At 58.0% G+C, this 24,395-nt stretch carries 24 protein-coding genes; 13 read left to right on the top strand and 11 right to left on the bottom strand.

Going from position 1 to position 24,395, the window contains the following annotated elements; all coding sequences use genetic code 11:
* Window positions 1-162: 162 nt before the first annotated feature.
* Window positions 163-1,014 (bottom strand): glycine betaine ABC transporter substrate-binding protein, encoded by an 852-nt coding sequence (locus tag IAI51_RS04745; RefSeq protein WP_187677429.1) that lies wholly within the window; start codon window positions 1,012-1,014, stop codon window positions 163-165.
* A 287-nt stretch (window positions 1,015-1,301) separates the two neighbouring features.
* On the opposite strand from IAI51_RS04745, the gene IAI51_RS04740 reads away from it, so the two are divergent.
* Entirely contained in the window at window positions 1,302-2,897 is a 1,596-nt protein-coding gene (locus tag IAI51_RS04740) for a glycosyl hydrolase family 17 protein (protein ID WP_187677428.1), read from the top strand.
* Window positions 2,898-3,019: 122 nt separating this feature from the next.
* Here the strand turns inward: IAI51_RS04740 and IAI51_RS04735 are convergent, their stop codons facing one another.
* Window positions 3,020-3,388: a hypothetical protein gene (locus IAI51_RS04735; protein WP_187677427.1), complete on the bottom strand. Its 369-nt coding sequence runs from the start codon at window positions 3,386-3,388 to the stop codon at window positions 3,020-3,022.
* Between the two features lie 224 nt (window positions 3,389-3,612).
* On the opposite strand from IAI51_RS04735, the gene IAI51_RS04730 reads away from it, so the two are divergent.
* Both IAI51_RS04730 and IAI51_RS04725 read left to right on the top strand, forming a co-directional pair.
* Window positions 3,613-4,911 carry a serine/threonine protein kinase gene (locus IAI51_RS04730; protein WP_187677426.1) on the top strand — a complete coding sequence of 433 codons (1,299 nt, stop codon included), beginning with the start codon at window positions 3,613-3,615 and terminating at the stop codon, window positions 4,909-4,911.
* Window positions 4,904-5,692 (top strand): VacJ family lipoprotein, encoded by a 789-nt coding sequence (locus IAI51_RS04725; protein WP_187677425.1) that lies wholly within the window; start codon window positions 4,904-4,906, stop codon window positions 5,690-5,692. Before IAI51_RS04730 ends, IAI51_RS04725 begins: the two co-directional genes overlap by 8 nt.
* Window positions 5,693-5,779: 87 nt before the next feature.
* Here IAI51_RS04725 and IAI51_RS04720 read toward each other — a convergent pair whose 3' ends face one another.
* Window positions 5,780-6,694, bottom strand: coding sequence for a DUF808 domain-containing protein (locus tag IAI51_RS04720; RefSeq protein ID WP_187677424.1), 915 nt, complete (start codon window positions 6,692-6,694; stop codon window positions 5,780-5,782).
* A gap of 134 nt (window positions 6,695-6,828) precedes the next feature.
* Here IAI51_RS04720 and IAI51_RS04715 point away from each other — a divergent pair, with 134 nt between their 5' ends.
* Complete coding sequence (locus tag IAI51_RS04715; RefSeq protein WP_187677423.1) at window positions 6,829-7,434, top strand: TetR/AcrR family transcriptional regulator; 606 nt, start codon at window positions 6,829-6,831, stop codon at window positions 7,432-7,434.
* Window positions 7,435-7,536: 102 nt separating this feature from the next.
* Here the strand turns inward: IAI51_RS04715 and IAI51_RS04710 are convergent, their stop codons facing one another.
* On the bottom strand, window positions 7,537-7,995 hold the full coding sequence (locus IAI51_RS04710; RefSeq protein ID WP_187677422.1) for an REP-associated tyrosine transposase: 459 nt from the start codon (window positions 7,993-7,995) through the stop codon (window positions 7,537-7,539).
* A gap of 209 nt (window positions 7,996-8,204) precedes the next feature.
* On the bottom strand, window positions 8,205-8,645 hold the full coding sequence (locus IAI51_RS04705; RefSeq protein WP_187677421.1) for a GlcG/HbpS family heme-binding protein: 441 nt from the start codon (window positions 8,643-8,645) through the stop codon (window positions 8,205-8,207).
* Between the two features lie 268 nt (window positions 8,646-8,913).
* Between IAI51_RS04705 and gcl the strand changes: the two genes are divergently transcribed.
* The 8 genes from gcl to IAI51_RS04665 all read left to right on the top strand — a co-directional run bounded on the left by gcl (window position 8,914) and on the right by IAI51_RS04665 (window position 18,568).
* Window positions 8,914-10,689: a glyoxylate carboligase gene (gene gcl, locus IAI51_RS04700; protein WP_007919935.1), complete on the top strand. Its 1,776-nt coding sequence runs from the start codon at window positions 8,914-8,916 to the stop codon at window positions 10,687-10,689.
* 177 nt (window positions 10,690-10,866) lie between these two features.
* Complete coding sequence (gene hyi / locus IAI51_RS04695) at window positions 10,867-11,649, top strand: hydroxypyruvate isomerase (RefSeq protein WP_130932386.1); 783 nt, start codon at window positions 10,867-10,869, stop codon at window positions 11,647-11,649.
* Between the two features lie 166 nt (window positions 11,650-11,815).
* Window positions 11,816-12,709: a 2-hydroxy-3-oxopropionate reductase gene (locus IAI51_RS04690; protein WP_187677420.1), complete on the top strand. Its 894-nt coding sequence runs from the start codon at window positions 11,816-11,818 to the stop codon at window positions 12,707-12,709.
* Window positions 12,710-12,863: 154 nt separating this feature from the next.
* On the top strand, window positions 12,864-14,138 hold the full coding sequence (locus IAI51_RS04685) for a glycerate kinase (RefSeq protein ID WP_187677419.1): 1,275 nt from the start codon (window positions 12,864-12,866) through the stop codon (window positions 14,136-14,138).
* The gene (gene pyk, locus IAI51_RS04680) at window positions 14,135-15,550 is read left to right on the top strand and encodes a pyruvate kinase (protein ID WP_187677418.1); all 1,416 of its coding nucleotides are present in this window, start codon (window positions 14,135-14,137) and stop codon (window positions 15,548-15,550) included. The genes IAI51_RS04685 and pyk overlap by 4 nt, the downstream gene beginning before the upstream one ends.
* A gap of 155 nt (window positions 15,551-15,705) precedes the next feature.
* Window positions 15,706-16,620, top strand: a complete 915-nt coding sequence (locus IAI51_RS04675) for an urea transporter (RefSeq protein ID WP_187677417.1) — start codon at window positions 15,706-15,708, stop codon at window positions 16,618-16,620.
* A gap of 21 nt (window positions 16,621-16,641) precedes the next feature.
* The gene (locus IAI51_RS04670) at window positions 16,642-17,466 is read left to right on the top strand and encodes an ion transporter (RefSeq protein ID WP_187677416.1); all 825 of its coding nucleotides are present in this window, start codon (window positions 16,642-16,644) and stop codon (window positions 17,464-17,466) included.
* 103 nt (window positions 17,467-17,569) lie between these two features.
* Window positions 17,570-18,568 (top strand): sulfate ABC transporter substrate-binding protein, encoded by a 999-nt coding sequence (locus IAI51_RS04665; RefSeq protein ID WP_187677415.1) that lies wholly within the window; start codon window positions 17,570-17,572, stop codon window positions 18,566-18,568.
* A 48-nt stretch (window positions 18,569-18,616) separates the two neighbouring features.
* Here the strand turns inward: IAI51_RS04665 and IAI51_RS04660 are convergent, their stop codons facing one another.
* The 3 genes from IAI51_RS04660 to IAI51_RS04650 form a co-directional block, all read right to left on the bottom strand.
* Complete coding sequence (locus IAI51_RS04660) at window positions 18,617-19,573, bottom strand: hypothetical protein (protein WP_187677414.1); 957 nt, start codon at window positions 19,571-19,573, stop codon at window positions 18,617-18,619.
* Window positions 19,560-20,804 carry a hypothetical protein gene (locus tag IAI51_RS04655; protein WP_187677413.1) on the bottom strand — a complete coding sequence of 415 codons (1,245 nt, stop codon included), beginning with the start codon at window positions 20,802-20,804 and terminating at the stop codon, window positions 19,560-19,562. The genes IAI51_RS04660 and IAI51_RS04655 overlap by 14 nt, the downstream gene beginning before the upstream one ends.
* A 302-nt stretch (window positions 20,805-21,106) precedes the next feature.
* Complete coding sequence (locus tag IAI51_RS04650; RefSeq protein WP_187677412.1) at window positions 21,107-21,727, bottom strand: DUF5666 domain-containing protein; 621 nt, start codon at window positions 21,725-21,727, stop codon at window positions 21,107-21,109.
* Between the two features lie 242 nt (window positions 21,728-21,969).
* Between IAI51_RS04650 and IAI51_RS04645 the strand changes: the two genes are divergently transcribed.
* Window positions 21,970-23,157, top strand: a complete 1,188-nt coding sequence (locus IAI51_RS04645; protein WP_187677411.1) for an MFS transporter — start codon at window positions 21,970-21,972, stop codon at window positions 23,155-23,157.
* Between the two features lie 39 nt (window positions 23,158-23,196).
* Here the strand turns inward: IAI51_RS04645 and IAI51_RS04640 are convergent, their stop codons facing one another.
* From IAI51_RS04640 to IAI51_RS04630, 3 genes are all read right to left on the bottom strand, one after another.
* The gene (locus IAI51_RS04640) at window positions 23,197-23,601 is read right to left on the bottom strand and encodes a type II toxin-antitoxin system HicB family antitoxin (RefSeq protein WP_187677410.1); all 405 of its coding nucleotides are present in this window, start codon (window positions 23,599-23,601) and stop codon (window positions 23,197-23,199) included.
* Window positions 23,601-23,813: a type II toxin-antitoxin system HicA family toxin gene (locus tag IAI51_RS04635; protein ID WP_187677409.1), complete on the bottom strand. Its 213-nt coding sequence runs from the start codon at window positions 23,811-23,813 to the stop codon at window positions 23,601-23,603. Before IAI51_RS04635 ends, IAI51_RS04640 begins: the two co-directional genes overlap by 1 nt.
* Window positions 23,814-23,966: 153 nt before the next feature.
* The gene (locus IAI51_RS04630) at window positions 23,967-24,371 is read right to left on the bottom strand and encodes a hypothetical protein (RefSeq protein WP_187677408.1); all 405 of its coding nucleotides are present in this window, start codon (window positions 24,369-24,371) and stop codon (window positions 23,967-23,969) included.
* Window positions 24,372-24,395 lie beyond the last annotated feature (24 nt).

Here is a 24,395-nt window from a genome sequence, read left to right as displayed (position 1 = left end):
TAGTAGTAGAACGCCATGACGTATTCGCCATTCTTAAGCACACACAAAAAACTGTAGGAGTGAGCCTGCTCGCGATAGCGCCATGTCAGTCGACATTTCTGTTAACTGACAGACTGCTATCCCGAGCAGGCTCACTCCTACAGAGGAGCTGCGGTGTGTTGGTTATTTAGTCCAGTCAGCCACGCGATCCGGGTGTTTGGCCATCCAATCCTTGGCGGCTGCATCAGGCTTGGCACCGTCCTGAATCGCGAGCATCACTTCACCGATTTCGTCTTTCGAAGCCCACTGGAAGTTCTTCAGGAACTTGGCCACTTCTGGTGCCTTCGCATCCAGGCCCTTGCTGCCGATGCTGTTCACGGTTTCAGCAGCGCCGTAAACGCCTTTAGGGTCGTCGAGGAAGCGCAGCTTCCACTTGGCGAACATCCAGTGCGGCACCCAACCGGTGACGGCGATGGATTCGTTTTTCTTCTCTGCACGGGTCAACTCGGCAATCATGCCGGCGCCGGAGCTGGCTTTGAGGGTGTACTTATCGAGGCCGTAATCCTTGATCGCCTGATCGGTCTTGAGCATCACGCCTGAACCGGCGTCGATGCCGACTATGCGATTTTTGAAGGTGTCGTCGGTTTTCAGGTCTTCGATCGACTTGGCTTTTACATATTCCGGGACGATCAGGCCGATTTTCGCATCCTTGAAGTTCGGGCCGTAATCGACGACCTGATCCTTGTTCTTCGTCCAGTATTCGCCGTGGGTCACTGGCAGCCAGGCCGACAGCATGGCGTCGAGTTTGCCGGTGGCGACACCCTGCCACATGATCCCGGTGGCGACGGCTTGCAGTTTCACGTCGTAGCCGAGTTTCTGCTTGATCACTTCGGCCGCCACGTGGGTGGTCGCGACGCTGTCGGACCAGCCGTCAACGTAACCGATGTTCAGGGTCTGTTTTTCAGCGCTGGCGAAAGTGGAGCTCATCGCAAGCGCCAGAGCGGCACCTGCGCCTAAAAGTCGTCGCATCTTCATCGTTACTTCCCCGAAATGCTGCGCCCGACGGATGACGGGCGGCGTCAACGTATTGTTATGGTGCACAGCGCCCCCATCACGCCTCACCGCAAACTCGTCCGGACATCAGTGGAGTACTGACGGCTTCGATCATCAACCTGACGCCGAAGGCGACCTGCTCTGTCAGCGACCTCAAGGCAACGAGAAACGACATCAGAAGGCCATTAACCGCGTCTATATAAATGACGCCAAATAATCCGCCCGAACTTTGCATGTCAAAACCATGCAGGCCACCAACCCCCGGTTAATTGCAGGTAACATGCGTCGCTTTGCAGCCACTCGGCCTGACCATGTCCGCGACTTCCCGCTTTGCTTTTCTTCCTTATGTCTTCGCCTGCCTGCTCGGGCTGTTTGCCCTTGGCGGCTTCTGGTATGGCCTCGGTAAGCCATTGATTTTGCCGGACGCTGCCACCCCGACGCACAAGTTGCAATGCGCCTCCTATACCCCATTCGACAAGGACCAGTCGCCGTTCGACGTGCCGTTCAAGCTGCGCCCGGAGCGCATGGACGCCGACCTCGCCCTGTTGGCGACGCGCTTTGAATGCATCCGCACTTACTCCATGACCGGCCTCGAAGCGCTGCCGGATCTGGCACGTAAACATGGCCTGAAATTGATGATCGGCGCCTGGGTCAACAGCAACCCGGTGGACACCGAGAAGGAAGTCGACCTGCTGATCGCCTCGGCCAACGCCAACCCGGACGTGGTCACGGCAGTAATCGTTGGCAACGAAGCGCTGCTGCGTAAAGAGGTTACCGGCGGGCAATTAGTGAAGCTGATAAACAAGGTCAAAAGTCACGTTAAACAGCCGGTGACTTACGCCGATGTATGGGAGTTCTGGCAAAGGCATCCAGAAATCGCTCCCGCCGTGGACTTCATAACGATCCACTTGCTGCCGTACTGGGAAGACCATCCATGGAACGTTGACGTGGCCTTGTCGCAAGTGGCCGCGATTCGTCGCAGTTTTGGCAGCATGTTTGCGCCAAAAGAAATAATGATCGGCGAAACGGGTTGGCCGAGCGAAGGCCGCCAGCGCAAGACTGCCGTGCCGAGCAGAGAAAACGAAGCCAAGTTTATCCGTGGCTTTGTCGCGATGGCCGAGAAGGAAGGCTGGCGTTACAACCTCATCGAAGCATTTGATCAACCATGGAAACGTGCGAGCGAAGGCGCGGTCGGCGGTTATTGGGGGCTGTTCGATGCCGATCGCCAAGACAAGGGTGTGCTCGCAGGCCCCGTGACCAACGTGCCGTACTGGAAGCAGTGGCTGGCCGTCGGCGGTTTGATTTTCCTCGGCACATTGATCCTCGGCGGTCGGGTTCGCACGACGCGATCAGCACTGGTGCTTCCGCTGTTGGGCGCCCTCGCCGCTTGTTCAATCGGTGCGTGGGGCGATCTGGCCCGCGTGACCACACGATTTGCCAGTGAATGGCTGTGGGTCGGGCTGCTGACGGCGTTGAATCTGTTGGTGTTGGCGCATGCCGCGCTGACCTTGAGCACCCGCACGGGTTGGCGTGAACGGGCGTTCAATCTGCTGGAACGTCGCGCCGGTTGGCTGGTTGCGGCGGCAGGGTTCGCGGCGGCGGTGATGATGCTGGAGATGGTATTCGATGCGCGTTATCGCAGCTTTGCGAGCATGGCGTTCATCCTGCCGGCGCTGGTTTACCTGTGCCGCCCGGTTAGCGTGCCGCGTCGGGAGATTGCGCTACTGACCTTTATCATCGGGGCCGGCATCGCGCCGCAGTTGTATGAAGAAGGATTGCTGAATCAGCAGGCCTGGGGTTGGGCACTGGTGAGTTTGTTGATGGCTGCTGCACTTTGGCGCTGCTTGCGGGTTCGCATCCGCTGACCTTCAGCGCCTGTACCTGCCTCATCGCTGGCAAGCCAGCTCCCACAGGTTTTGGGGTCATACACAAAAGTTGTGTTTCTCCAGATCCCTGTGGGAGCGGGCTTGCCCGCGATGACTGACTTTCAGGCGCTGCGAGACTCCCGGACAAGGCGCAACCCGGCAATCACCACCGCAAACACCGCCAGTGTCGTGTTGTACAACGCCAGCGCCGGCAACCCGAAGACCAGCGCCAGCACCGCCAGCCACCACCCTGCCCGCCCGGGCAAGACAAAACCGATCAGCGCCGCACCCAGCGCCGTCCAACCCAACACTTTGAAGTGAATCATCAGCCCGAGGTTCGAGCGTACCTGACACTCCCAACGGCTGGCCTCATCCACACAGATGCCGACCCACTGCCCGTCTTCCATAAAGCCATAACGCGCGCCATAACTGGCAGCCAGCCATAACGGCAACAAAACGAGCAGCAGAATCACGGGCAAACGGCGGGACATGAAACTCTCCAATCAACGAAAATCGGCGGCCAGCTTAATCTTCGGCCTGTCAGACGCAAGCACTAACAACAGTTAACTTTTCATCCAGGCGATGCAAAGTGTATCGTCCAGCTACTATTACTCCGAATTCTGCCTGTTTGGTGCCGCGGCATGGCACTTTGGCGCAACCCCGGTGGTCATAGCCTGCGAACTTCATTCGGCACCTTCCTCTAAGGGATCTAGTCATGCTCCGTTCCTTGCGCTTCGCCGCGCTGTTCAGCGGCCTTATTTTGAGTGCGTCCGCACTGGCGGTGGATATCGACGCCGCCAGTTATGGCTATCCCCTGACCAACCCGTTCGAGGCGACCATCGCCACGACTCCGCCGGACTTGCGCCCGGAACTGCCGCTGGACGACGACATCAATCAGTCGGACCGCAGCGTCACCTTGCGTCCGGAACGCGAGTTCATTCTTCCGGACAACTTCTGGCCGGTGAAAAAGCTCACCTACCGCATCGCCGAGCAGGACAAGCCAGCACCGCTGATCTTCCTGATCGCCGGCACCGGGGCGCGTTATGACAGCACGCTCAACGAATACCTGAAAAAGCTCTACTACAAGGCTGGCTACCACGTCGTACAGTTGTCGTCGCCGACCAGCTTCGACTTCATCAGTGCAGCCTCGCGCTTCGCCACTCCGGGCGTGACCAAGGAAGACGCTGAAGACATGTATCGGGTGATGCAGGCCGTGCGGGCGCAAAACCCGAAACTGCCGGTCACCGAGTATTACCTCACCGGTTATAGCCTTGGTGCTCTCGATGCCGCGTTCGTCGCGCATCTGGACGAAACCCGCCGCAGCTTCAACTTCAAGAAAGTCCTGCTGCTCAACCCGCCGGTCAACCTCTATACCTCGATCACCAACCTCGACAAGCTGGTGCAGACCGAAGTTAAAGGTATCAACAACAGCACCACGTTCTATGAATTGGTGCTGACCAAGTTGACCCGATACTTCCAGCAGAAAGGTTATATCGACCTCAACGACGCCCTGCTCTACGACTTCCAGCAGTCCAAGCAGCATCTGAGCAACGAGCAGATGGCGATGCTGATCGGCACCTCGTTCCGCTTCTCGGCAGCCGATATTGCGTTTACTTCTGACCTGATCAACCGTCGCGGCCTGATCACCCCGCCGAAATTCCCGATCACCCAGGGCACCAGCCTCACGCCGTTCCTCAAACGTGCACTGCAATGCGACTTCGATTGCTACCTGACCGAGCAAGTGATTCCGATGTGGCGCGCGCGCACCGACGGCGGCAGCCTGCTGCAACTGATCGATCAGGTCAGCCTGTATGCACTGAAGGATTACCTGCACGACAGCCCGAAAATCGCCGTAATGCACAACGCCGACGACGTGATACTCGGCCCGGGCGACCTCGGCTTCCTGCGCAAAACCTTCGGTGATCGTCTGACCGTTTACCCACTGGGCGGCCATTGCGGCAACCTTAACTACCGCGTCAACAGCGACGCCATGCTGGAGTTCTTCCGTGGCTAAATATCTCCTGCTGATTGCAGCGTTACTCTGTGCAGGCGTGGCCCAGGCCGACAACAGCAAAGCCAATGCACCGGTGGTGGTCGACAGTGACGGCTTCAAGGAACCGCTGTCCAAACTCAAGTTCAACCCGGAGCTGGATCAGCGCGAATTCGAGCGCTCGACGCTCAACGCACTGAACGTGTATGACCCACTGGAAGAGTGGAACCGTCGCGTTTACCACTTCAACTACCGCTTCGACCAATGGGTGTTCCTGCCGGTGGTCGATGGCTACCGTTACATCACGCCAAGCTTCTTGCGCACCGGCGTGAGCAACTTCTTCAACAACCTGGGTGACGTACCGAACCTGATGAACAGCCTCTTGCAGTTCAAGGGCCAGCGTTCGATGGAAACCACCGCACGCCTGTTGCTCAACACCACCATCGGCATCGCCGGCCTGTGGGACCCGGCGACCGCCATGGGGCTGCCGCGCCAGAGCGAAGACTTCGGTCAGACTCTGGGCTTCTACGGTGTTCCGGGCGGCGCCTATTTCGTCCTGCCGATCCTCGGCCCGTCGAACCTGCGTGACACCGCAGGCCTGGCTGTGGACTACAGCGCCGAATCGGCGATCAACTTCCTCAATGTCTCGGAAGTCAGTTCCAACCACCCGGAAATCTGGGCTCTACGCGCCGTCGACAAGCGCTACCAGACCAGCTTCCGCTATGGTCAGCTGAACTCACCGTTCGAGTACGAGAAAGTGCGTTACGTGTACACCGAGTCGCGCAAGTTGCAGATTGCCGAGTAAAACCGGCAGGCACAAAAAAAGGCCATTCGATGCAAATCGAATGGCCTTTTTTAATGACAGAACAACGCTACCACAGAGGTTATGCGTTCAACCTTTGATCGCTTTCCAGATTTTTCCGACAACAGAAACAACCGCCAACACCACCGCGCCAGCGATGATCCCCGCCACGCCATTGAGCAACATCGGCACCGCAAACCCGGCAGCACCGGCCGCCGCGCCAACACCCTCAATCCAGTGGCCTACCACCGGTACACCGTGGGTCAGAATGCCGCCGCCGACCAGGAACATCGCAGCGGTGCCAACCACCGACAGCGTTTTCATCATGTAGGGTGCCGCGACCAGGATGCCGCTACCGATTTTTTTGGCGACCTGCCCAGGCTTCTGCGTCAGCCACAGACCGAGGTCGTCGAGCTTGACGATGCCGGCCACCAGACCGTAAACACCCACAGTCATCACGATGGCGATGCCGGACAGCACGATCACCTGCTGCGTCAACGAAGCCCCAGCCACGGTGCCGAGGGTGATCGCGATGATTTCTGCCGAGAGGATGAAGTCAGTGCGGATCGCACCTTTGATCTTGTCCTTCTCGTACGCCACCAGATCGGTTGCCGGATCGGCCACGGCCTCGGTCAGTTGCGCGTGCTCGGCATCATCTTCAGCCTTGCTGTGCAGAAACTTGTGCGCGAGTTTCTCGAAACCCTCGAAGCACAAGTACGCACCACCGACCATCAACAGCGGCGTCACCAGCCACGGCACGAACGCACTGATCGCCAGCGCCGACGGCACCAGGATCAGTTTGTTGACGAACGAGCCCTTGGCCACCGCCCAGACCACGGGAATCTCCCGCTCGGCCCGCACACCCGAGACTTGCTGGGCATTCAGCGCCAAGTCGTCGCCGAGCACGCCAGCGGTCTTCTTGGCGGCCATTTTGGTCATCAACGCAACGTCGTCCAGAACGGTGGCGATGTCGTCGATCAGCACCAGCAAACTGCTTCCTGCCATGAATCTTGTTTCCTTATGTTAATAATGCCGTGCAGCATACCGCGACTGCAGGCCACACGGGGCATTGTTGAGCGCTGCGCGAGGCCGGTGCTACCATGCGCAACCGCCAGAACAGGCAAGGAACCACCGGGTTTATGAGCACAATCCGCGAGCGCAACAAAGAACTGATCCTGCGTGCCGCCAGTGAGGAGTTTGCCGACAAGGGCTTCGCTGCGACCAAAACCAGCGACATCGCCGCAAAGGCAGGACTGCCCAAGCCCAACGTCTACTACTACTTCAAGTCCAAGGAAAACCTCTACCGCGAGGTGCTGGAAAGCATCATCGTGCCGATCCTGCAGGCCTCGACTCCGTTCAACCCGGACGGCGTGCCGAGCGAAGTGCTCAGCGGCTACATCCGCTCGAAGATCCGCATCTCCCGCGACCTGCCCTTCGCCTCCAAGGTGTTCGCCAGCGAAATCATGCACGGCGCCCCGCACCTGAGCGCTGATCTGGTCGAGCAACTCAACGCTCAGGCCAAGCACAACATCGACTGCATCCAGACTTGGATCGACCGCGGCCAGATTGCCCCGATCGACCCCAACCACCTGATGTTCAGCATCTGGGCCGCAACCCAGACCTACGCCGACTTCGACTGGCAGATTTCTGCGGTCACCGGCAAGGACAAGCTGGATGAAGCGGATTATGAAGCCGCGGCGCAGACGATAATTCGGTTGGTGCTTAAAGGGTGTGAGCCGGACTGATAGACCGCGGTGACGCGATCGCGAGCAGGCTCACTCCTACATTTGGAATGCGTTCCCCTGTAGGAGTGAGCCTGCTCGCGATTGAGGCGACTCGGTTTCAGCTCAAATCCAAATCGCATCCCACAACGGATAGTCGCCAAGCTTCTCAACCAATCCTGCCCGCAATGGATTGGCCACGATATATCTCGCCATCTTCATCAGATCCTCTTCCCGCCGTAGCGCCCGATCATGAAACCCTCTCTGCCAGAGACTGATATTTCGCCCGGTACGCTGCTTGACCGCTTTGGTACTCATCGATTTGATCTTCTGCATCAGTTCGCTCAAAGAGCCCTGCTGCAATTCAATCAACCAATGAAAATGATCCGGCATGACCACCCACGCCAGTGAGTTTGCCAAGCCGAGATTCTGCGCATTTCGAAATTGATCGACGACCAGCCTGCCCAAGGCAAATTCCTTGAAAACCGGTGCCCTGTTCAGTGTGTTTGTGGTCAACAGGTAGATACGATTGGCTTCGGCATAGCGCCCGGCTCGTAATCGGTGTGCAGCAGGTAGATCCGGCATTCCTTTGCCTCCCATGACAATGTCAGAGGAAGACTAGTTCTGTGGATTCAGGTAGGTGGAGCAAACTGTTGGCCGGATGTGTCCAGGAGATTGCAATCGCGAGCAGGCTCACTCCTACAGGGGGTTTGAGTGTTCAGACATTTTGTATCCGACCACAAACCCTGTAGGAGTGAGCCTGCTCGCGATAGCGGTTAATCAGTCATCACCAATCAAGCAGCCACCCCCGCATCCGCCTTCAGATCCAGCGCTTCCACCGCTTTGATCGCCACCTGCTCATCAATATCCGACAGATCGCCGCTAATCCCGATCGCCCCCAGCACATTCCCCGCCTGATCGCGGATCAACACACCGCCCGGTGCCGGCACGACGCTACCCTGCCCCATGCTGTTGAGAGCGGCGATGAAGGCCGGGCGTTGTTGGGCGTCCAGTGCCAGCAGACGTGAACCCTTGCCCAAGGCGATGGCGCCCCAGGCCTTGCCTATGGCGATTTGCGGGCGTAGCAGACTGGCGCCGTCTTCGCGTTGCAGGGTGATCAGGTGGCCGCCGGTATCGAGTACCGCGATGGTCAGCGGCGCTGCGGAGATGGCCCGCCCTGCGCTGATAGCTTCGTTGACCAGGTTGACTGCGACTTTCAAGGTTAAAGCGCTCATGGTGCTGTCCTCATTTTGTTATTGGGAAAGTCGTGAGACTGCGCGTTTGTGCCGCAGTCCGATGCAACAAATAGAACACAATGAGTTATTTTTTTGTATACAATAATTATCGAAAAGCGCCACATGCGACGAAAAGCCACAGCAGAAATGGCTTCCGACAAATGAAACAGCCGCTTGAGAAAATGGATTGACCTGCGCCGTCCGCCGTGAATACACTCTGCGCAAAGCCACTTGTATACAATTACAAAACGTAAAGAGGCACAAAACCATGAGCAAAATGAGAGCAATCGAAGCCGCCGTTCTGGTGATGCGCCGTGAAGGGGTTGATACCGCTTTTGGCATTCCGGGCGCTGCCATCAACCCGCTGTACTCCGCCTTGCAGAAAGTCGGTGGCATCGATCACGTCCTCGCTCGCCACGTTGAAGGCGCCTCGCACATGGCCGAGGGCTACACCCGCACCAAGGCCGGCAACATCGGCGTGTGCATCGGGACTTCCGGCCCTGCCGGTACCGATATGGTCACCGGGCTCTACAGCGCCTCGGCCGACTCGATTCCAATCCTTTGCATTACCGGCCAGGCACCCCGCGCCCGTATGCACAAGGAAGACTTCCAGGCGGTCGACATCACCAGCATCGTCAAGCCAGTCACCAAGTGGGCGACCACTGTTCTGGAGCCGGGCCAGGTGCCCTACGCGTTCCAGAAAGCATTCTTCGAGATGCGCTCCGGCCGTCCAGGCCCTGTGCTGATCGACCTGCCGTTCGACGTGCAGATGGCCGAAATCGAATTCGATATCGACGCCTACCAGCCATTGCCGCTGGCCAAACCGACCGCTACCCGCGTTCAAGTCGAGAAGGCTTTGGCCCTGCTTGATCAGGCCGAGCGTCCATTGCTGGTGGCCGGTGGCGGTATCATCAACGCCGACGCCAGCGACCTGCTGGTCGAGTTCGCCGAACTCACCGGCATCCCGGTCATCCCGACCCTGATGGGCTGGGGCACCATCCCGGACGATCACCCGTTGATGGTCGGCATGGTCGGCCTGCAGACTTCGCACCGCTACGGCAACGCGACGATGCTCAAATCCGACGTGGTGCTGGGTATCGGCAACCGCTGGGCCAACCGTCACACCGGTTCGGTGGACGTATACACCGAAGGTCGCAAGTTCATTCACGTCGATATCGAAGGCACACAGATCGGCCGTGTATTCACGCCGGACCTGGGCATCGTGTCCGACGCCGCTGCCGCGCTGACAGTGTTCATCGAAGTGGCGCGTGAGTGGCAAGCCGCCGGCAAGCTGAAAAATCGCAGTGCCTGGTTGCAGGATTGCCAGCAACGCAAAGCCAGCCTGCACCGCAAGACCCACTTCGACAATGTGCCGGTCAAACCGCAGCGCGTGTATGAAGAGATGAACCAAGTATTCGGCAAAGACACCTGCTACGTCAGCACCATTGGTCTGTCGCAGATTGCCGGCGCGCAGTTCCTGCACGTTTACAAACCGCGTCACTGGATCAACTGCGGTCAGGCAGGCCCTCTGGGCTGGACCATTCCGGCAGCGCTGGGCGTGGTCAAGGCCGATCCGAGCCGCAAAGTCGTGGCCCTGTCGGGGGACTATGATTTCCAGTTCATGATCGAAGAACTGGCGGTCGGCGCTCAGTTCAAACTGCCTTACATCCACGTCGTGGTGAACAACTCGTACCTGGGGCTGATTCGTCAGGCCCAGCGCGGGTTCGAAATGGACTACTGCGTGCAGTTGTCCTTCGATAACCTGAACGCGCCGGAACTCAACGGTTACGGGGTTGACCACGTCGCAGTTGCCGAAGGCCTCGGCTGCAAGGCACTGCGTGTGTTCGAACCGTCGGAAATCGCCCCTGCCCTGCGCAAGGCCGAACAGATGATCGAAGAGTTCAAAGTGCCGGTGATCGTCGAGATCATTCTGGAGCGTGTGACCAACATCTCCATGGGGACCGAGATCAACGCCGTCAACGAGTTCGAAGACCTGGCGCTGGTCGGCAACGATGCGCCAACGGCGATTTCGCTGCTCGATTGAACGTAATTAGCTCCCTCTCCCCCCGGGAGAGGGCTGGGGTGAGGGAAAGGTTTTGCGGTGCTCGCATTATCGGGATCAGACTTCAGATTCCCCCTCACCCTAACCCTCTCCCCCAGGAGAGGGGACTGATCGCGTTTAGCCGGGCCATCTGTATTTAATCTGCACGAGGAGACCACCATGCCGCGTTTCGCAGCCAACCTGTCCATGCTGTTCACCGAACAGGATTTCCTTGCCCGTTTCGACGCCGCCGCCAAGGCCGGTTTCAGTGGCGTGGAATATCTGTTCCCGTACGACTTCAGCTCCGCCGAAATCAAAGCCAGGCTCGACGCCAACGGCCTGACCCAAGTGCTGTTCAACCTGCCGGCCGGTGACTGGGCCAAGGGCGAGCGCGGAATTGCCTGCTTGCCGGATCGGGTTGAAGAGTTTCGCGCCGGTGTCGATCTGGCGATTGCCTACGCACAAGTGCTGGGCAACACCCAGGTCAACTGCCTGGCCGGCATTCGTCCGCAAGGTGTCGACGATGCCACCGTGGAAAAGACCTTCGTCGCCAACCTCAAGTACGCCGCCGACAAGCTGCAAGCCGTCGGCATCAAACTGGTGATGGAAGCGATCAACACCCGCGACATCCCGGGTTTCTACCTGAACAACACGGCGCAAGCCCTGTCGATTCGCGAGCAGGTCGGCAGCGCCAATCTGTTCCTGCAATACGACATCTATCACATGCAAATCATGGAAGGCGATCTGGCCCGCACCCTGCAATCGCACCTGGGCGAGATCAACCATGTGCAGCTCGCGGACAACCCGGGGCGCAACGAACCGGGTACCGGTGAAATCAACTACCGCTTTCTGTTCGAACACCTCGACCGCATCGGTTATCAGGGTTGGGTCGGTTGCGAGTACAAGCCGCTGACCACCACTGAAGCAGGCCTCGGCTGGCTGAAAACCCATAACGCAATCTGAACTAACAATACAAAACCCTGTGGGAGCGGGCTTGCCCGCGATGGCGGCAGCAAACACAACCAACATGTGCCTGACCCACCGCCATCGCTGGCAAGCCAGCTCCCACAATGAATCTGCTGCGCCTCCAAGACTGCATTGCAGCATCAGAATAAAAAGAGGATTTCTCATGGCTAAAATCGGATTTATCGGCACCGGCATCATGGGCCACCCAATGGCGGCAAACCTGCAGAAAGCCGGTCACAGCCTGTTCCTGTCGGCGCACCACGACGCGGCCCCGGCCGACCTGGTTGCCGCTGGCGCCGTCGCTTTGGCCAACCCGCGCGAAGTCGCGCAGGAAGCCGAATTCATCATCGTCATGGTTCCGGACACCCCGCAGGTCGATGACGTGCTGTTCCGCGCCGACGGCGTTGCGGCAGGTATCGGCAAAGGCAAAGTCGTGATCGACATGAGTTCGATCTCACCGACCGCCACCAAAGCGTTCGCCGCCAAGATCAACGAGAAAGGCGCGCAGTACCTCGACGCGCCGGTGTCCGGCGGTGAAGTCGGCGCCAAAGCCGCGACCCTGAGCATCATGGTCGGTGGCGATACCGATGCCTTCGAACGCGCGTTGCCACTGTTCCAGGCCATGGGCAAGAACATCACGCTGGTCGGCGGCAATGGCGACGGCCAGACCGCGAAAGTGGCGAACCAGATCATCGTTGCGCTGAACATTCAGGCAGTCGCTGAAGCCCTGCTGTTCGCCTCCAAAAACGGTGCTGATCCGGCCAAGGTGCGTGAAGCACTGATGGGTGGTTTCGCCTCCTCGAAGATCCTCGAAGTACACGGCGAGCGCATGATCAAAGGCACCTTCGATCCAGGCTTCCGCATCAGCCTGCACCAGAAGGACCTGAACCTGGCCCTGCAAGGCGCCAAGGAGCTGAACATCAACCTGCCGAACACCGCCAACGCCCAGCAAGTGTTCAGCACCTGCGCGGCCATCGGTGGCAGCAACTGGGACCACTCGGCGCTGATCAAGGGTCTGGAGCACATGGCCAACTTCTCGATTCGCGACAAAAAATAAAGCCTGCACAAAACCCTGTGGGAGCGAGCCTGCTCGCGAAAACGGTTGCACATTCAACATCCATGTTGGCTGACACACCGCCTTCGCGAGCAGGCTCGCTCCCACAAGGGTTCCGAGTTGCCCTTTCGAATAACAAGAATTCCGGGAGCCCGCCATGTCGGTCGATCCGCAACAACTGCTGCGCGAGCTGTTTGCCACAGCCATTGACGCGGCCCATCCGCAGCAAGTCCTCGAAGCCCATCTGCCTGCCGATCGCACCGGTCGGGTGATCGTCATCGGCGCCGGCAAAGCCGCTGCCGCCATGGCGCAAGTGGTCGAGCGCTGCTGGCAGGGTGAAGTATCCGGTCTGGTGGTGACCCGTTACGGTCATGGCGCCCCGTGCGAAAAAATCGAAGTGGTCGAAGCTGCGCATCCAGTGCCTGACGCTGCTGGCCTGGCCGTGGCCAAACGCGTGCTCGAACTGGTCAGCAACCTGACGGAAGACGACCGCGTGATTTTCCTGCTGTCCGGCGGCGGTTCCGCCCTGCTGGCCCTGCCGGCCGAAGGCATCACCCTCGCCGACAAGCAATCGATCAACAAAGCCCTGCTCAAATCCGGCGCGACCATCGGCGAGATGAACTGCGTGCGCAAGCACCTCTCGGCGATCAAGGGCGGCCGCCTGGGCAAAGCCTGCTGGCCGGCCACTGTTTATACCTACGCGATTTCCGATGTACCGGGCGACCTCGCCACGGTCATCGCCTCCGGCCCTACCGTGGCCGACCCAAGCACATCCGCCGAAGCGCTGGCGATCATCAAGCGTTACGGCATCGAGATCCCCGCGTCAGTGCGCAACTGGCTGCAAAGCCCTGAGTCGGAAACGGTCAAACCCGGCGACCCGAGCCTTGCCCGCAGCCATTTCCAGTTGATCGCCCGCCCTCAGCAATCGCTGGATGCCGCAGCGGTAAAATGCCGTCAGGCCGGTTTCAGCACGCTGATCCTCGGCGACCTGGAAGGTGAATCCCGCGAGGTGGCGAAAGTCCACGCCGGCATCGCCCGCCAGATCATCAACCATGGCCAGCCCCTGGCCGCGCCGTGCGTGATCCTCTCCGGCGGCGAAACCACGGTGACTGTGCGCGGCAATGGCCGTGGCGGACGCAACGCCGAATTCCTCCTCAGCCTGACCGACAGCCTCAAGGGCCAGCCCGGCGTCTATGCGTTGGCGGGTGACACCGACGGCATCGACGGCTCGGAAGACAACGCCGGCGCAATCATGACCCCGGACAGCTACGCGCGCGCCGCCGCCCTCGGTTTGAGCGCCAGCGACGAGCTGGATAACAACAACGGCTACGGCTACTTCGCAGCGCTCGATGCGCTGATCGTCACCGAGCCGACCCGCACCAACGTCAACGACTTCCGCGCCATTCTGATCCTTGAGAACTCCAAATCATGACGCCTGATAAAAAGGTCAAAATCCTCGCCACCCTCGGGCCTGCGGTCGACGGCATCGACGACATCCGCGAGCTGGTCGAGGCCGGGGTCAACATCTTCCGCCTCAACTTCAGCCACGGCGACCACGCCGACCACGCCAAGCGCTATCAGTGGATCCGCGAAGTCGAGCGCCAGCTCAATTATCCACTTGGCATTCTGATGGACCTGCAAGGGCCAAAACTGCGCGTCGGCAAGTTCGCTGACGGCAAGGTGCAGTTGCATCGTGGTCAGGCGTTTCGTCTCGATCTGGATGCCACGCCGGGCGATGAACGTCGGGTGAACCTGCCGCATCCGGAGATCATCGCAGCGCTGGAAGCGGGTATGGACCTGCTGCTCGACGACGGCAAACTACGCCTGCGTGTGGTCACCAAATACACCGACGCGATCGACACCACCGTGCTCAATGGCGGTGAATTGTCCGACCGTAAAGGCGTGAACGTGCCGCAAGCGGTGCTCGAGCTGAGCCCGCTGACCGCCAAGGATCGCCGCGACCTGAGCTTCGGTCTGGAGTTGGGTGTGGATTGGGTGGCGCTGTCGTTTGTGCAGCGTCCGCAGGACATTCTCGAAGCCCGCGAATTGATCGGCGACAAAGCCTTTCTGATGGCGAAAATCGAGAAGCCGTCGGCGGTCGAGCAACTGCGCGAAATCGCCGAACTGAGCGACGCGATCATGGTGGCCCGTGGTGACCTCGGCGTCGAAGTGCCGGCCGAGAGCGTGCCGCAGATTCAGAAAAACATCATCACCACTTGCCGTGAACTCGGCAAACCGGTGGTGGTGGCGACTCAGATGCTTGAGTCGATGCGTTTCTCCCCGGCGCCGACCCGCGCCGAAGTCACCGACGTCGCCAACGCGGTGGCCGAAGGTGCTGACGCTGTGATGCTCTCGGCGGAAACCGCATCCGGCGAATACCCGCTGGAAGCCGTGCAGATGATGAGCAAGATCATCCGTCAGGTGGAAAACGGCCCGGATTATCAGACGCAGCTCGACGTCAGCCGACCAAAGGCTGAGGCAACGGTTTCCGATGCAATCAGCTGCGCGATCCGGCGTATCAGCAACGTGCTGCCGGTGGCGGTGCTGGTCAACTACAGCGAATCGGGCGCCTCGACATTGCGCACAGCGCGGGAGCGGCCGAAAGCGCCGATCCTTAACCTGACGCCGAACCTGCAGACCGCGCGCCGCCTGAGCGTGGCGTGGGGGATTCATTCAGTGGTCAATGATCGTTTGCGGCAGGTCGATGAAGTTTGCTCGACGGCGCTGGAAATCGCCCAGGCGCAAGGAATGGCCGAGCGCGGTGACACGCTGTTGATCACTGCCGGTGTGCCGTTTGGGCAGCCGGGGTCTACCAACTCGCTGCGCATCGAGACGTTGATTTAACCGCCCACCATGATCGTTCCCACGCTCCGCGTGGGAATGCAGCCCGGGACGCTCTGCGTCCCAAGAGCAGACGTAAAGCGTCCTTTTAGGCATTCCCACGCAGACGGTTCGACGCCTCGACGTGGGAACGATCAGTACCGACTTTCAGAACTGCCATGCCTGCCAACTCTTTCAACACCCACTGCCCCGACTGGGCCGAGGCTTTGCTCAACGGTTTCAGTCAGATATTCCTCCAGCGCCATCCGCTGTGCGGCCTGCTGTGTCTGCTGGCGATCCTGCTGACAGCGCCAGTGCTATTCGCCGGTGCGCTGCTCGGTGCCGTCGCCGGATTGCTCACGGCGCAACGGCGCAACTACGCCAAGGCTGATCGCCAGGCCGGGCTGTTCAGCTACAACGGTGTCCTGCTCGGCCTGTTGCTGAGCCTGTATTTCCCGTGGTCGCCGATGCTGCCGCCACTGATTCTCGCTGCTGGCGGTTTGAGCGCGATGGTCACTCAGCAATGGCTCAAACGCGTGCGACTCAGCCAATCGATGCCCGCCTACACCGCGCCCTTCGTGGGCATGAGCTGGGTGCTGCTGTGCTTTGCCGAGCCGTCCGCGCCGACAGCTCACATCGAGATGACGACGCTGAATCTGCTCGCCGCCGAACTCAGAGGGTTGGGCCAAGTGATGTTCCTCGGTCATCCGCTGGCGGGCGCGTTGATCGCCATTGGTTTGCTGTTCGCTGATCGTCGTGCTTTCGGCTGGGCTTTGCTGGCGTCTGCCGTCGGCCTCGGTTCTAGCCTGTTGCACCACGAAACCAGCGCGGCACTGCTCGGCCTCGGCAGTTACAACGCCATACTTGCCGCCCTCGCCTTCAGTGCCCAGCGCCGACAACCCTGGTTGCCGTTGCTCGGCATTGTTGTGGCGCTACTGGTCACGCCGCTGTTCGCCGCCATCGGCCTGGCCACATTGACCGCGCCATTCATCCTCGCCTGCTGGCTGATCCATGCCGGCATTCAGATGCTCGGCAAAGCCACGGTCGACGACGCGTCTTGCACTCATGGGGAGAATCAACCTAGGCTGCGCTGATCTTCGATTCGGGCGTTATCCATGGACAGCAGCAACAGTTGGCGTGAACGGCTTTACGTCATGATTTTCCAGAGCGACACCCTCGCCGGGCGGCGCTTCGACGGCATTTTGCTGTTGATCATCCTCGCCAGCCTGGTGATCGTGATGCTCGACAGCATCGACAGCATTCACCAGAACTACGCCGATGTGCTGGCGTACATCGAGTGGGGCTTCACGATCATCTTTCTCGGTGAGTACATCCTGCGTCTGTATTGCTCGCCCAAGCCGCTGCGTTACGCCTTCAGTTTTTATGGGCTGGTGGATTTGCTGGCGATCGTACCCGGGATACTTGCGCTGTATTACAGCGATGCGCAGTACCTGCTGATTATTCGAATTATTCGGATGCTGCGGATTTTCCGCGTGCTCAAGCTCAGCCCGTACCTCAAGCAAGCCAACTATTTGATGTCGGCGCTGCGCGGCAGCAAGCAGAAGATCGTGGTGTTTCTGGTCAGCGTCTGCACCCTGGTGACGGTGTTCGGCACGTTGATGTACGTGATCGAAGGCCCGGAACACGGGTTCACCAGCATTCCCAAAGGCATCTATTGGGCTATCGTGACCCTGACCACGGTGGGCTTCGGCGACATCGTGCCGAAGACACCGCTGGGTCAGGTAATTTCGTCGCTGGTGATGATCACCGGTTACTCGATCATCGCCGTGCCGACCGGGATTTTCACCGCCGAACTGGCCAATGCCATGCGCGGCGAACAGCTGCAACACGACTGCCCGGTGTGCAGGAAAAACAGCCACGAACACGGCGCTGCGTTTTGCTCACGCTGTGGCAATCAGCTGTTCAAGAAAATGGAATAAGCACAGAGCTTTTTAATCTTTAAGCGACTATGCGTGCCCCGTTATAGTCGCTGGCAAATGGCCTCATTTTTGGCACAACACCCCACAGAACAAGGAATGCGCAGTGAAAAAACTCTTTGGCGCCTCACTTCTCGCCGCCGGTCTTGCCTTCGGCAGCGTGGCTCAAGCCGCACCGACTCTGCTGAACGTTTCCTACGACGTGATGCGCGATTTCTACAAGGACTACAACACTGCGTTCCAGAAGCACTGGCAAGCCGAGCACAACGAAAACATCACCGTGCAGATGTCCTTCGGCGGTTCGAGCAAGCAAGCGCGTTCCGTGATCGATGGCCTGCCCGCTGACGTCATCACCATGAACATGGCGACCGACATCAATGCCCTCGCCGACAACGGCAAACTGGTTCCTGACAACTGGGTCACGCGCCTGCCGAACAACAGCGCGCCGTTCACCTCGGCCACCGTATTTATCGTGCGCAAGGGCAACCCGAAAGCTCTGAAAGACTGGCCGGACCTGCTCAAGGATGGCGTGCAAGTGATCGTGCCGAACCCGAAAACCTCGGGCAACGGTCGTTACACCTACCTTTCGGCCTGGGGCTACGTGCTGAAAAACGGCGGTGACGAGAACAAGGCCAAAGACTTCGTCGGCAAGCTGTTCAAGCAAGCGCCAGTGCTGGATACCGGTGGCCGCGCCGCGACCACCACGTTCATGACCAACCAGATCGGCGACGTGCTGGTGACCTTCGAGAACGAAGCAGAAATGATCGCCCGCGAATTTGGTCGTGATCAGTTCGAAGTGATCTACCCAAGCGTCTCCGCCGAAGCCGAGCCACCGGTGTCGGTGGTCGATAAAGTGGTCGACAAGAAAGGTTCGCGTGCAGCGGCTGATGAGTATCTGAAATACCTGTGGTCGCCGGAAGGTCAGGAAATTGCTGCCGCCAACTACCTGCGTCCGCGTGACCCGGCGGTGTTGGCGAAGTACACCGACCGCTTCCCGAAAGTTGATTTCCTCTCGGTGGAGAAAACCTTTGGCGACTGGCGCACGGTGCAGAAGACTCACTTCAATGATGGTGGGGTGTTTGATCAGATTTATGGCGGGCAGTAAGACTTAAGTGACAACGAAAAAGGCGACCTGAAGAGGTCGCCTTGCATTTCAAGCTGACTCGGGACTTAAGCGGGAATGCGCTTTTCCTCCCCACCACTCACTAAATTTAGTCGGAGAAAAGACAGGTTTTCCGGACTGAAAAAAAACAGAGTCAGGGGCGTGCCTACAGATCAGGAAAATCAATTCTGCGATACCCCATACCTGAACACCCAGCTTTTGGCACTCATCTTTTGATGCTGCGCTAAGGCGATAAGTTGTGACGAGAACCAATTGAAGCGGCGTTAGCATTTGAATACCGAACGAGCGCCAGCTGCCACTTTCACTTCGCTGGATCAACCATCCTCCGATCAACTCTCGGATATGAGCCGGGCTAATAATTTTCGGCTCATCATGATTACTGCCAATGGCGGCTTTTGAAGAAGCCACAACCATGACTTTCTGGCCCGGCCGTACTGCCCCATCCCCGACGGCACCGAGGGAGAAAGACTCTTCTATATCAATCAGGTGACTCCAGGCAATTGCATCTATACCTTGATCACCCGATCCTTTCGTTGCCTCGCCAACAGAACATGCACCAGAAAGAATGGCTGCCGCCACCAGCTCAAGGTTATGACCTTTATCAATATTCAATAACTCAGCTCGGATTTTTTTGTGTTTTTTTACTCGCTCTAAAAAATCTGCTGGGTAAGATGACGGCATCCCTGTTTTCGATAAATATGTACACAACCCGGAAATAAAGCTCTTACCGTTCGCACCAGAATAAACAACAAATTCTGCAATCTCACAGCGATCCCGCAACATTTGTTCACGCGCGAGTGAAAGATGCCCAGTCGCAATCGCAACCTCGCCATTTGGATCGGGATCAGGGAGCGCCGCAGCAAGCTGAATTTGATTTAACCCAAGATTAACCCCATAAAAGTCCTCTACTGAAACCTCGGGAGCATCGATCGAAATTTTCTTTGCCGCACCTATGACTTTTAATATTTGCCCGTCAGTTAACGCCATGACTTACTCCAGACAAGGCATTAATTATTGCCAACATCTTTACCACCTGAACCTTCAACTCCTCCAGTTTCTGCTGCGTCTCAGGAGACTCGGTCAAATCATCCGTAGTTGTTCTCTTCAAAGTACGAGTAAACATTGCGATTTTTTTGGGAAGCTCCCCCTCTTTCCGCTCCTCAAAAAAAATCTCAGCTGATCGGAAGTCCCGATCACTTAGCGCCTCCAAAACCGAACTATCCTCCAGCTTTAACATTTCACGGAGGCGACGAACCGCTAACTCTGCGGATACTTCGACGGCATTATTATCATCCAAATCCTCCGTCTCACCAGATGCATCAGTAAGCTTATTCAACAAGTAATGAAAAAATATCTCCTCATTATCTTTATCGAGATAGCTCATATCACGCTCTGACCACCCCAACCATTTCGATATAGCAGGTGCACGCGCAGCTTCGGAAAATGCGTTATAGGTCAGAGTGTGTTTTATCAGAATCCTCTTTTCAAAACTCACGAAATCCTTATATAGAACATGCGCTTTCAGGTCTCGTAATACTTCTGCTTTTTTTCGTCCAAATCGCTCAGCAACCTGAACGACGCTCCAGCCATCGTCAAAAATAAGTCTGGATTGAAACTCATAACGACTCGCGGGCTCCCAACTCTTCGCCCCCATTAAATGGCGCATGCCAATGTAAATTTCAGAAGCACGTCTATATGCCTCCAGTCGCTCGACACTACCGTCGATTACTGGCCCTTCCAATACAAAACATGGGAGTGTCCTTAGTGTTTCTCTTACCTGAGGGCGAAGTTTTTCGTAACCACCACCAGATTCATTGATCAGCCTTCGTACAGCAGTTACACGTCGATTGCCTTCAAGAACCAAAAACTTATCGCCATCATACTTGGCAACAATCAACCTTTCATGTTTCAAGAAACCATTATTGGCAATAGAGGCTGACAACGAAGCTATATCAAAGCGAGGTTCGCGATTTACAATTTCAAAAAGTTTCTCTTGAATAGCAGGCTGCCCAAAAAGATTGACGTTCAGATCTTTATAAGTCTCTCCCAGACGTTCCAACAACCTTAGGTTATGGGGATCCAACAATAAGCATGAAGGTTCAATCTCTTGAGAAACGCCCTCAGGCAAATCAAGAGCCGGCCCCTTAACATCTACCTTCCGCGTTTTTTCAGACGAAGACTTTTTAATTCGTTTCTCTGGAGCCGATTTTGCTGCCATTGAGGGCATCCCTAATAAATTATTGACTCACACTCTAGTTTTTTTTTGCTTCCTCGCCAACCCCAAAAACCACTGGAGCGGATGGTCCGAAAAAACCGACCAGTACAGAGTGAAAAAATCTGTAATCAAATCGTCGTAGGCTGGATTTTTCCTACTTACGCGACAACCTAGAGCTACAGAAGAAGGAAATAACTATACGATCCAGTCGCACATTTACTCGTGCTACAACACACAGCCCACTACACCAAACTGGGGGTATGTGCAAAAACGTTGATCTTATTGGATGCATTAGACAGCCATGACTACATTGGCGGCGTCACCCCATCCTTCCCCGCCGAAATCGATTGAGCGGTCAAAGTACCGTCCGGGCTTTGAGTCACGAACGTCACAATCTTCACCCCAACCTTCAGCAAGCTTCTATCGCCCGGCGTCAGGTTGACGATCGGCGCATCCTCCGGCACCACAATCTTCTGCTGTCCGCCCTTGTAGTTCACCGTCAGCACCCGGCCATTGCTCACCACCAGATCGCCGACACTGCCATTGGTCATGCTGCTGCCCTTGGCCAGATCAAAGGGCCGGTGACCGTCGCCGCTGCCCGCCAGCTCCGGCGGGAACACATGCACTTCGAGCGCTTTGAGCGTGCCATCTTCCTGCGGTATCGCCGCCGAGCCGATGTAGCTGCCGGGCTTGATGTCTTCGATATTGGCGAGGGTGACGGCGCGGACTTTGGTGTCACCGGTCAACTGGACCACCACGTTCTCGCCGCTGTTGACGTGGACTTTCAAAGAGTCTGCGCTGACGCCGGTAATCTCGCCGCGCACGCCCATGCGCATCCCCGGCGGGTCGGCGGCTTGCACGGTGGTTGCGCCCAGCAGGCCAATCAAAGCGATGGTCGCGGTGTGACGAAGCCTCTGACCAAACATTGCAATCCTCCAGTGATAGATGTTGAAACAGCCAATGCAAACATAAGCACGCTATCGAACAAGATGTAAGTGAATGTATCATCGACGCTCAACGGTCGGACGCAAGGTTCGCCGATGGGCGACACCACCCGAGCGTCACTCATTCCGCAATGGAATAACTGATATCGATCTGACGTTTCTACCGCCGGTTCGCCCCATCCTTTAGCCTCACCGCATTCACTTTCGCTGGATCGAGAAACCTTATGACCGCCACAACTCACGCAATGACCCGAGGCATGGTGCTGCTGTTCGCTTTCTGCTGCGGCGCCATCGTTGCCAACATCTACTATGCGCAACCGATCATCGGCCTGATTGCGCCGGACATCGGTCTGACTGACACCATGGCCAGTTTCATCGTCTCGCTGACACAGATCGGCTACGCGCTGGGTCTGTTCTTCCTGGTGCCGCTGGGTGATCTGCTGGAAAACCGTCGGTTGATGATCATCACCACCGTGGTGGCAATTGCCAGCCTGCTTGGTGCGGCGTTCACTGATCAGCCCAACCTGTTTTTGTTGATCTCGCTGCTGGTGGGTTTCAGTTCGGTGTCGGTTCAGATCCTGATTCCGCTGGCCGCGCATCTGGCGCCGGAAGAGTCTCGCGGGCGCGTCGTCGGCGGGATCATGGGCGGCCTGCTGCTGGGTATTCTGCTGGCGCGGCCGGTGTCGAGCGTGGTCGCCGACCACTTGGGCTGGCGGGCGATGTTCATGATTGCTGCGGCGTTGATGGCGGCGATCAGCGTGGTGTTGGCACTCACCGTGCCCAAGCGCCAACCGGATCACAGCGCCACCTACGGGCAATTGATCGGTTCGCTGTGGACGCTCCTGCGTCAGCAACCGGTGCTGCGTCAGCGCGCGTTTTATCAGGGTTGCATGTTCGCCACGTTCAGCCTGTTCTGGACCGCAGTGCCGCTGGAGTTGGCACGCAACCATGGCCTGTCGCAAAGCGAGATCGCGATCTTCGCCCTCGTCGGCGCCATCGGTGCCATCGCCGCCCCGATCAGCGGACGCCTGGCCGACGCCGGTCACACCCGCATCGCCTCGCTGCTGGCCATGCTGTTCGCCAGCCTGAGCTTCCTGCCCGCGTTCATCCACCCGGCCTACAGCGTGATCGGCCTGGCCGTGACCGGCGTGGTACTCGACTTCTGCGTGCAGATGAACATGGTGCTAGGCCAACGTGCGGTCTACTCGCTGGATGCGAAAAGTCGTGGTCGCCTCAATGCGTTGTACATGACCAGCATCTTCATCGGCGGCGCCTTCGGCTCCTCGGTGGCCAGCGCGGTGTTCGAGCATGGCGGCTGGTTGTGGATCGTGATTGTTGGCAGTGTTTTTCCGTTGTTGGCGTTGTTGCGGTTTTTGAGTGCATCGCAAGGGCGGTCGCTGGCGACTGCTTAACACGTAAAAACATCGCGGGTCAACTGGCCCGCGATGTTTTCAATACCGAACCAACTTCTCCATCGCCGCATCCGCCAGAAAGGAAGAGCGGCTTTTGACATTGTGCTCGCGCACATAGCGGTCGATTCGCTGAATCACATAGCCAGGCAGTGTCACGTTGACCTTTTCGGTCTTGCCCAGGTACGGCGAGATATCCAGCTCCAGCATGCCCCAGCCCATCCCGGCGAACTCCGGATTATTGCGATGCGCCGCCGCAGAGGTCGGCATCGGAATCGACTCTCCGTCCGCCGCAATCTCCTGGAGCATGATGTGTGCGATCTCAACCGCAGCCTTGTAGGCATCTTCAAAGCTATCCCCCGCCGTCACGGCGCCGGGAATATCGGGGATCTGAATACCGATGGCGGTGTTCTCATCGCCCCACTCGATGCAGATTGGATATTGCATTATGGATCTCCTTCATAACTGGCTGGCGGGTTGTACAACCCCGCACGCCTCCTGATGCTTTTGACCGTCTCCAACGGCAAATCCTTTTTCGGACGAGGGACGGCAATCGTGTACGGGTTGTAACGGTGCTTGAAGATGTGATGACTGCCGGTGACACGATCCAGCGTCCAGCCTGCTTCCTCCAGCTCCTTCATCAATAGTCTGCTCTGCACCAACCGCCTCCTTGCTTCGGCTCAAAAAAATAACCCTAGAGTTATCTTTACTCAAGTACAGAAATCCAAAGAGCGACGCCCGGTTGTTTTACAGAGTGTGATTTATTGCAGCCATAGACAGCAAAACGGCGATCCGAAGATCGCCGTTTTCACTCACTGCCCGAACCGCTTGCCCAACCCCTGTGGTACGCCCTGGATGTCGGTGTCTTCCCATGGGCCGTTGGGGCTGACGGAGCGGCTCCAGCCATTGTTCCAGCGGAAGTAGGTGCGCTGTCGGTAGAAAGTGTTGGACTGGTCGTCGAGGACATAGACGCCAAGTTTCTGATCCCAATGGCTGTTGCCGCCCGGTGGTGGGGCGAAACTGGCCGAGGTGCGTGGGACGGGTTTTGCCGGTTTGGCGGGGATGCTCTTGCCCGGTGTTGGCGAGGTCGACGGGGTCGGGCTCGGCTGCGATGGTGGGATCGGCGGCAGGTTAGTGCTCCGTCCCGGTGGTTGCACCGCACATGCGCTCAGGCCCAGGGCCAATGTGAGAACCGTGATTCGGGCGAGGGTGTGCATGGGGGTGCTTTCCTGTGTTGCCCG

It is taken from the genome of Pseudomonas sp. N40(2020), from assembly GCF_014472415.1.
Taxonomy (GTDB): domain Bacteria; phylum Pseudomonadota; class Gammaproteobacteria; order Pseudomonadales; family Pseudomonadaceae; genus Aquipseudomonas.
This window is presented reverse-complemented; position numbering and strand designations above follow the sequence as displayed.